We start from the raw sequence: 8,223 nt of genomic DNA, 5'->3' as shown, positions 1-8,223 counted from the left end.
ACCTCGACGGACTCGAAGAAGCGGGCCAGGAGATGCCTCCGTGTGTCATATCCGGTATTAGACCCCGTTTCCAGGGCTTGTCCCAGAGTGAAGGGCAGATTGCCCACGTGTTACTCACCCGTTCGCCACTAATCCCCGGCCGAAACCGGTTCATCGTTCGACTTGCATGTGTTAAGCACGCCGCCAGCGTTCGTCCTGAGCCAGGATCAAACTCTCCGTGAATGTTTACCGGTAATCCGGTGACACTCGCGTTGAGCGGAACAACTAGGAGGAATAGTCCCGGTCGTTCACAGCGTCCTCGCTGTGTGTGCCTCCCAAACTCGGGAGGACTTTCAAAGGAACCTCATCTCCATGAAAGAGACGGGGTATCAACATATCTGGCGTTGACTTTTGGCACGCTGTTGAGTTCTCAAGGAACGGACGCTTCCTTTGCGCCTGTTTCACCAGGCTCTCCGGGCGCTTCCCTTCGGTCTTGCGTTTCCGACTCTATCAGATCCTCGCGGCTCCGATTTTCGCCGGTGCGATCCGGCCCCTCGGCTTTCTCGCGGTTCCGACTTTATCAGATCCTTTTTCGTTCCAGGCCGCTTGTCGCAGCCGTTTCGAATTCGGTTCCGATTTCCCGTCGGAGGGGGTTTGCCTTTCGGCTGATCCGACTTTATCAGATTGCTCTGGGTCGGAATTCCGCTGATCCGGGGGAAGGGGGCCGGACGCATAGGCGTACGGTGCTTCCCGTTCAAGCGGAGCCGTAAACGTACTGGAGCGGGGCGCCTGGATGCAAATCGTGGCGCCCCGCTCCGACTTGAGGGCCGTCGGATGACGAGGGGTCAGACCTCGACGACCACGGGGAGGATCATCGGGCGGCGTCGGTAGTTGTCCGACACCCACTTGCCGACCGAGCGGCGGACCAGCTGCTGGAGCTGGTGGGGCTCGGCGATGCCGTCCTGCGCCGACTTGGCCAGGGCCTCGTCGATCTTGGGTACGACGGCCTCGAACGCGGCGTCGTCGATGCCGGAGCCCCGGGCGTGGATGTTCGGACCGCCGACGATCTTTCCGGTGCTGCTGTCCACGACCACGAAGACCGAGATGATGCCCTCGTCGCCCAGGATGCGGCGGTCCTTGAGGTGGGTCTCGGTGACATCGCCGACCGAGAGACCGTCGACGTAGACATAGCCGGCCTGGACCTTGCCGGAGATCTTGGCGACGCCGTCGATCAGGTCGACCGCGACGCCGTCCTCGGCGATCACGATGCGGTCCTTCGGGACGCCGGTCAGTGCGCCCAGTTCGGCGTTGGCGCGCAGATGGCGCCATTCACCGTGGACCGGCATGAGGTTCTTCGGCTTGCAGATGTTGTAGAAGTACAGCAGCTCGCCGGCCGAGGCGTGGCCCGAGACATGGACCTTGGCGTTGCCCTTGTGGACGACGTCCGCGCCCCAGCGGCTCAGGCCGTTGATCACGCGGTAGACCGCGTTCTCGTTTCCGGGGATCAGGGACGAGGCCAGGATGACCGTGTCGCCCTGGACGATGCGGATCTGGTGATCGCGGTTGGCCATCCGGGACAGCGCCGCCATCGGCTCGCCCTGGGAACCGGTGCAGACCAGCACGACCTCGTCGTCGGGGAGGTCGTCGAGGGTCTTGACGTCGACGACCAGGCCCGCGGGGACGTTCAGGTAGCCCAGCTCACGGGCGATGCCCATGTTGCGGACCATCGAGCGGCCGACGAAGGCGACCCGGCGGCCGTACTCGTGGGCCGCGTCGAGGATCTGCTGGATGCGGTGCACATGGCTGGCGAAGCTGGCCACGATGATGCGCTTGCGGGCGTTCGCGAACACCTGGCGCAGCACGTTGGAGATGTCCCGCTCGGGCGGGACGAAGCCCGGGACCTCGGCGTTCGTCGAGTCGGAGAGGAGGAGGTCGATGCCTTCCTCGCCGAGCTTGGCGAAGGCGGGGAGGTCGGTCAGCCGGCGGTCCAGGGGGAGCTGGTCCATCTTGAAGTCGCCGGTGTGCACGACCATGCCCGCGGGGGTGCGGATGGCCACCGCGAGGGCGTCCGGGATGGAGTGGTTGACCGCGACGAACTGGCAGTCGAAGGGGCCCAGGCGCTCGCGGTCGCCCTCGGCGACCTCCAGCGTGTACGGGCGGATGCGGTGCTCCTGGAGCTTGGCCTCGATGAGGGCCAGGGTCAGCTTGGAGCCGATCAGCGGGATGTCCGGCTTCTCCCGGAGGAGGTAGGGGACACCGCCGATGTGGTCTTCGTGGCCGTGGGTCAGGACGATGCCGTCGATGTCGTCGAGGCGTTCCCGGATGGATGTGAAGTCCGGCAGGATCAGGTCGATTCCGGGCTGCTCCTCCTCGGGGAAAAGCACTCCGCAGTCGACGATCAGCAGCCGGCCGCCGTATTCGAAGACCGTCATGTTGCGGCCGATCTCGCCGAGGCCGCCGAGGGGGGTGACGCGCAGGCCACCCTTGGGCAGCTTCGGCGGGGCGCCGAGCTCGGGATGCGGATGACTCAAAAGACTCTCCTCACCATGCGCGCCACGCTGCCGTCGAGGCACGTGGCGCGCATGACATTCGTGCACTTGCTATGTGGCGGTTGTTGGTCCGTATTCAGTTGTGAAGTCTGTGTTCAGAGCTGTACCCCGCCGGCGGTGAGATCGCGCTTGAGCTGCTCGGTCTCCTCGGGGGAGAGCTCGACCAGGGGCAGCCGCAGCGGGCCCGCGGGCAGGCCCTGGAGGCCGAGGGCGGCCTTGGTGGTGATCACGCCCTGGGTGCGGAACATGCCGGTGAAGACGGGCAGCAGCTTCTGGTGGATCTCCGTGGCCTTGGTGACGTCGCCGTTGAGATGGGCGTCCAGGAGGGCGCGCAGCTCGGGGGTGACGACGTGGGCCACGACGGAGACGAAGCCGACGGCGCCGACCGAGAGCAGCGGGAGGTTGAGCATGTCGTCGCCGCTGTACCAGGCGAGGCCGGAGCGGGCGATGGCCCAGCTGGCACGGCCGAGGTCGCCCTTGGCGTCCTTGTTGGCGACGATCCGCGGGTGCTCGGCGAGCCGGACCATGGTCTCGGTGTTGATCGGGACACCGCTGCGGCCGGGGATGTCGTAGAGCATCACGGGCAGCTCGGTGGCATCCGCGATCGCGGTGAAGTGGCGCAGCAGCCCCTCCTGCGGGGGCTTGCTGTAGTACGGCGTGACGGCGAGCAGGCCGTGCGCGCCGGCGTCCTGGGCGGCGCGGGCCAGCTCCACGCTGTGGTGGGTGTCGTTGGTACCGGCTCCGGCGACGACGAAGGCGCGATCGCCCACCGCGTCGACCACGGCCCGGACCAGCTGGGCTTTCTCCGCATCGCTGGTGGTCGGGGACTCTCCGGTGGTGCCGTTGACGACGATGCCGTCGTTGCCGGCGTCCACCAGGTGTGCGGCGAGCCGCTGCGCGCCGTCAAGGTCGAGGGCGCCATCCGCCGTGAAAGGCGTGACCATGGCGGTCAGCACCCGCCCGAAGGGGGTCTGCGGTGTGGAAGTCGGAGCCATGGGTCCCACGCTACTCGTAGGGCACCTCGGGGTGTGCCTCTGGGGAGCAGGGATGTGGACTCCGGCACTGCCTGCTCGGGGGTTCAAGCAGTGCCGGGTCCGTCTGTTCAGCGTAGATGAACTTCTCAAAATGCCGCAATCCGGACACTTCGCACGTCTGTGCCGCGCGCTCGGCTGCCCGGCTCGTTGCCCGCGCTTTACGGAGCTTTACGGAGCGATCCGGCCGTTCGCATTGAATGCGCCGTACGTGAGCGGCATGAGCTCGGCCCAGTGGGCCTCCATCTGCTCGCCGACCATCTCGATCTCGCGCTGCGGGAAGGAGGGGACCTTCGCCAGCTCGTGCTGCGTCCGCAGACCGAGGAAGTGCATCAGGGAGCGGGCGTTGCAGGTGGCGTACATCGAGGAGAAGAGGCCGACGGGGAGCACCGCGCGGGCGACCTCACGGGCGACGCCGGCGGCGAGCATCTCCTGATACGCCGCGTACGCCTGGCGGTAGCTGTCCTCCATGGCGCGGGTGGTGAGCTCGTGCTGGGCCGGGGTGCCCTCGACGAACTCGTACTTGCCGGGGCGGCCCTGCTGGACGAGCTTGCGGGAACCGCCGGGGACGTAGAAGACCGGCTCCAGCTGACGGTAGCGGCCGGACTCCTCGTTGTACGACCAGCCGACGCGGTGCCGCATGAACTCGCGGAAGACGAAGATCGGCGCGCTGATGAAGAAGGTCATGGAGTTGTGCTCGAACGGGCTGCCGTGCCGGTCCCGCATGAGGTAGTTGATCAGGCCCTTGGAGCGCTCCGGGTCCTTCCGCAGCTCCTCCAGGGACTGCTCGCCGGCCGTGGAGACCCGGGCCGCCCACAGCACGTCGCTGTCCGCGGCGCTGTGCTTGACCAGCTCGACCGTCACCTCGCTGCGGAAGCTGACGGGTGCGCTCTCGGCGCTCTCGGGGGTGTGGGACACCGGCGGTTCCTTCCGTTCGATCCTCGTGCGCGCCCAGCCTACGGCCCGCCACTGACAGCGCAGGAAATGCGAGCTGATGCGGCGTTAGCGACAAATCGGACCCCCGGTGCCGGCTGTGCTGCAGGCGGTTGATATTTTTCACAGAACTCACGGAAAACGGGCACCTATCGGGCGTCCGAGTCGTCTTTCCCTGTGACAGTGCCCACTTCGAGGTTCCTAGGAGAGCCCGCTCATGTTCCGCCGGCGAGAGCCCGTCCCGTTCGCCTTCGTTGCCGAGGCAGACCGGTTCCGCAGCAATGTCACTCCCCCGCCGCGCCAGCGCGCCTCGCGCGCGCAGATCTTCGGGCAGTCGCTGATCACGCTGACCGTGGTGGGCGGGCTGGCAGGCGCGCTGCTCTTCGGCCTGCCCGCCCTTCAGCAGGACACCTCCGGCCCCACCGGGGTGCACCAGTCCGAGGCAGCACACCGCTGACGGTCCGACGGGGCGGGCCATCAGGTGGTTCCGCCCCGTCAGTCCCGATAGCCTCACCGGTCACAGCTTTCGTCAGCATGCCGTTCCGTGCCGACCAGCCGGAGTGAGGATCAGCCGTGCCCCTGCCCTTCCTGACGGCCGACCGCGCCCTCAAGACCGACGGCCGCGCGGCGGAGTCGATCGCCCTGCCGCACGACGAGCCCGACCACTGGCGCCGTCCCTACCGCCCCGGACCGTGGCGCGTAGCGGCGGCGGCGGTGTTTCTGCTGCTCGCGTCGTTCGTCCTGCTCTCCGCGCTGATCATCGCGCTCGCCGGATCGCTGCCCGGGGCGGCGGTGTGTGCGGTGGCGGCGGCTCTGGTGATCGCCCTGGCGCTGCGGCTGGTCCGCGTCGGGGTGTGGGTGAGCGCGCGCGGGCTGCGGCAGGTGCATCTGCTGCGGACGACGACCCTGCCGTGGAGCGCGGTCGCGGCGGTGCGCACCACCCAGCAGCCGGTGCGCTGGTTGGGGCTCCCCCGGACCGTGCAGGGGCAGGCGCTGATCGTCGAGCGGGACCGGGGCGGATCGCTGCGGGCCCTGGTCACCGACCACAACGGGGATTTCCTGTCGCGCCCGGAGGCGTTCGAGCGGGCCGCGGACGTGCTGGAGGCGTGGGCGGCGGAGTACCGCCCCTGAGCCCGGGGGTCCAGGGGCGGTTCCCGCGGGCCGCGGGGGCTCAGACCGTTCGCACGGGCCCGTTGTCGGGGCGGGGCGGCTTCGCGTCGTGCAGAGTGATGGCGCGCTGCATGGCCTTGCGGGCGCGCGGGGTGTCCCGGGCGTCGTGGTAGGCGACGGCGAGCCGGAACCAGGTGCGCCAGTCGCCCGGCGCCTCCTCGGTCTCGGCCTGCCGCCGGGCGAAGACCGCGTCGGCCGCGTCCCGGTCGATCCGGCCGCCAGGGGTCCGCAGGAGGTCGTCCACCGGCAGGCCGCCCTCGGCCTCCAGGGTGCGGGCCAGCCGGTTGGCGCTGCGCGCGAAGCGGGTGTTGGCCCACAGGAACCAGCCGCCGATGCACGGCAGGACGAAGGCCACCGCGCCCATGCCCATGGCCGCCGGCTCCCCGGTCAGCAGGAGGAGTACGCCCTCCATCGCCACCACGCCGAAGACCAGCACCAGCACGGCGGCGAGGAAGATGTACGTGATCTTTCCACCCATGACCGTCAGCCCAGGTCGAGGAAGTTCTCCAGGCCCACCGTCAGGCCCGGGGTGTTCACCACGCGCCGCACGCCGAGCAGGATGCCCGGCATGAAGCTGCTGTGGTGCAGGGAGTCATGGCGGATGGTGAGGGTCTCGCCCACCCCGCCGAACAGCACCTCCTGGTGGGCCAGCAGGCCGCGCAGCCGTACCGAGTGCACCGGGACGCCGTCCACGTCCGCGCCGCGGGCGCCGTCCAGCGCGGTGCTGGTGGCGTCCGGCTGGGGCGCGCAGCCGGCCTCCTCACGGGCCTTGGCGATCAGTGCGGCGGTGCGGGCCGCGGTGCCGGACGGGGCGTCCGCCTTGTTGGGGTGGTGCAGCTCGATGACCTCGACGGACTCGAAGAAGCGGGCCGCCTGCTGGGCGAACTGCATGGTCAGCACCGCGCCGATGGAGAAGTTCGGCGCGATCAGCACGCCCGCCTCCGGCGAGGCGGCGAGCCAGGTGCGCAGCTGCGCGAGGCGCTCATCGGTCCAGCCGGTGGTGCCGACCACGGCGTGGATCCCGTGCCGCAGGCAGAAGTCGAGATTGCCCATCACCGCGCCGGGGTTGGTCAGTTCGACCACGGCCTCGGCGCCGGCCTCGACCAGCGTCTCCAGCTTGTCGCCCCGGCCGAGGGCCGCGACCAGTTCCATGTCCTCGGCGGCCTCGACGGCCCGTACGGCCTCGGAGCCGATGCGTCCCTTGGCTCCGAGGACGGCCACGCGCAGCTTGCTCATCGTTTTCCGCTCTCTCTTGGTGGTTCGGTGACCCGCGGACGGTGCCGACGCCGTCGCCTAGGCGACGGCGTCGTCCAGACGGGCCGCCTGCCGGTCCTTCAGTGGGCCGATGACGGACAGCGAGGGCCGTGCGCCCAGGACATCACGGGCCACCTCCCGGACCTCGTCCGGGGTGACGGCCGATATCCGGGCGAGCATCTCGTCGACCGACATGTGCTCGCCCCAGCACAGCTCGCTCTTGCCGAGCCGGTGCATCAGGGCCCCGGTGTCCTCCAGGCCGAGGACCGTCGAGCCGCGCAGCTGGCCGATCGCGCGGCGGATCTCGTCGTCGGTGAGGCCCTCGGCCGCCACCGTGTCGAGTTCGTCGCGGCAGATCTTGAGGACGTCGTGCACCTGGTTGGGGCGGCAGCCGGCGTAGACGCCGAACAGCCCGCAGTCGGCGAACCCCGAGGTGAAGGAGTACACGCTGTAGGCCAGGCCGCGCTTCTCGCGGACCTCCTGGAAGAGGCGGGAGGACATCCCGCCGCCCAGGGCGGTGTTCAGTACGCCCATCGCCCAGCGCCGCTCGTCGGTGCGGGCCATGCCCGGTACGCCCAGGACCACATGCGCCTGCTCGGTCTTGCGGCCGAGGAGTTCCACGCGTCCGGCGGTGCGGATGGCGCGGGAGCCGGTGCGCGGGTCCATCGGGGCCGCGTCCGGGCGGCCGAGCGCGCCGGCCCGCTCGAAGGCGCGGCGGACCAGGCGGACGACCTTGGCGTGGTCGACGTTGCCGGCGGCGGTGACGACCAGGTGCGTGGGGTCGTAGTGCTTCCGGTAGAAGCGGCGGATGCGGTCGGCCGTAAGGGCGTTGACGGTGTCGACGCTGCCCAGTACGGGCCGGCCGAGCGGGGTGTCACCGAGCATGGTGTGCGCGAACAGGTCGTGCACGCAGTCGCCCGGGTCGTCCTCGGTCATCGCGATCTCTTCGAGGATGACGCCGCGTTCGGCGTCCACGTCCTCGGTCTCGATCAGTGAGCCGGTGAGCATGTCGCACACCACGTCGATGGCCAGCGGCAGATCGGTGTCCAGCACCCGCGCGTAGTAGCAGGTGTATTCCTTCGCGGTGAAGGCGTTCATCTCGCCGCCGACCTCGTCGATCGCGGCGGAGATGTCCAGGGCGGTGCGCTGCTCGGTGCCCTTGAAGAGCAGGTGCTCCAGGTAGTGGGTGGCACCGTTGAGGGACGGGGTCTCGTCGCGGGAGCCGACGTGCGCCCAGATCCCGAAGGTGACGGAGCGGACCGACGGCAGCGTCTCGGTGACGACGCGCAGGCCGCCGGGGAGGGTCG

At 69.2% G+C, this 8,223-nt stretch carries 8 protein-coding genes and 1 rRNA gene (1 of these 9 running past the window's edge); 2 read left to right on the top strand and 7 right to left on the bottom strand.

From position 1 onward, the window contains the following. From RZ84_RS26410 to thyX, 4 genes are all read right to left on the bottom strand, one after another. Positions 1-222, bottom strand: a 16S ribosomal RNA gene (locus RZ84_RS26410) (it extends 1,120 nt beyond the left edge of the window). 602 nt (positions 223-824) lie between these two features. Beyond that, positions 825-2,510 (bottom strand): ribonuclease J, encoded by a 1,686-nt coding sequence (locus tag RZ84_RS26405; protein ID WP_043266389.1) that lies wholly within the window; start codon positions 2,508-2,510, stop codon positions 825-827. 113 nt (positions 2,511-2,623) lie between these two features. Then, a complete protein-coding gene (gene dapA, locus RZ84_RS26400) occupies positions 2,624-3,523 on the bottom strand; it encodes a 4-hydroxy-tetrahydrodipicolinate synthase (protein ID WP_043266388.1) in 900 nt (299 codons plus the stop codon). Positions 3,524-3,730: 207 nt separating this feature from the next. Further along, positions 3,731-4,477 (bottom strand): FAD-dependent thymidylate synthase, encoded by a 747-nt coding sequence (gene thyX / locus RZ84_RS26395; protein WP_043266387.1) that lies wholly within the window; start codon positions 4,475-4,477, stop codon positions 3,731-3,733. A 232-nt stretch (positions 4,478-4,709) separates the two neighbouring features. On the opposite strand from thyX, the gene RZ84_RS26390 reads away from it, so the two are divergent. Together RZ84_RS26390 and RZ84_RS26385 are read left to right on the top strand one after the other, a co-directional pair. Next, positions 4,710-4,949, top strand: coding sequence for a hypothetical protein (locus RZ84_RS26390; protein WP_043266386.1), 240 nt, complete (start codon positions 4,710-4,712; stop codon positions 4,947-4,949). Between the two features lie 116 nt (positions 4,950-5,065). After that, a complete protein-coding gene (locus tag RZ84_RS26385) occupies positions 5,066-5,623 on the top strand; it encodes a PH domain-containing protein (RefSeq protein WP_043266385.1) in 558 nt (185 codons plus the stop codon). 40 nt (positions 5,624-5,663) lie between these two features. Here the strand turns inward: RZ84_RS26385 and RZ84_RS26380 are convergent, their stop codons facing one another. From RZ84_RS26380 to RZ84_RS26370, 3 genes are all read right to left on the bottom strand, one after another. Next, positions 5,664-6,140 carry a tetratricopeptide repeat protein gene (locus RZ84_RS26380; RefSeq protein ID WP_043266384.1) on the bottom strand — a complete coding sequence of 159 codons (477 nt, stop codon included), beginning with the start codon at positions 6,138-6,140 and terminating at the stop codon, positions 5,664-5,666. 5 nt (positions 6,141-6,145) lie between these two features. Then, entirely contained in the window at positions 6,146-6,898 is a 753-nt protein-coding gene (gene dapB / locus RZ84_RS26375; RefSeq protein ID WP_043266383.1) for a 4-hydroxy-tetrahydrodipicolinate reductase, read from the bottom strand. Between the two features lie 57 nt (positions 6,899-6,955). Continuing rightward, the coding region (locus RZ84_RS26370; RefSeq protein ID WP_043270887.1) for a M16 family metallopeptidase at positions 6,956-8,223 on the bottom strand (1,268 nt) is incomplete at its 5' end.

It is taken from the genome of Streptomyces sp. CT34 (assembly GCF_000805335.1).
Taxonomy (GTDB): Bacteria; Actinomycetota; Actinomycetes; order Streptomycetales; family Streptomycetaceae; genus Streptomyces.
Note: the sequence above shows the minus strand (reverse complement) of the source record. Positions and strands in the feature narration are given on the sequence as shown.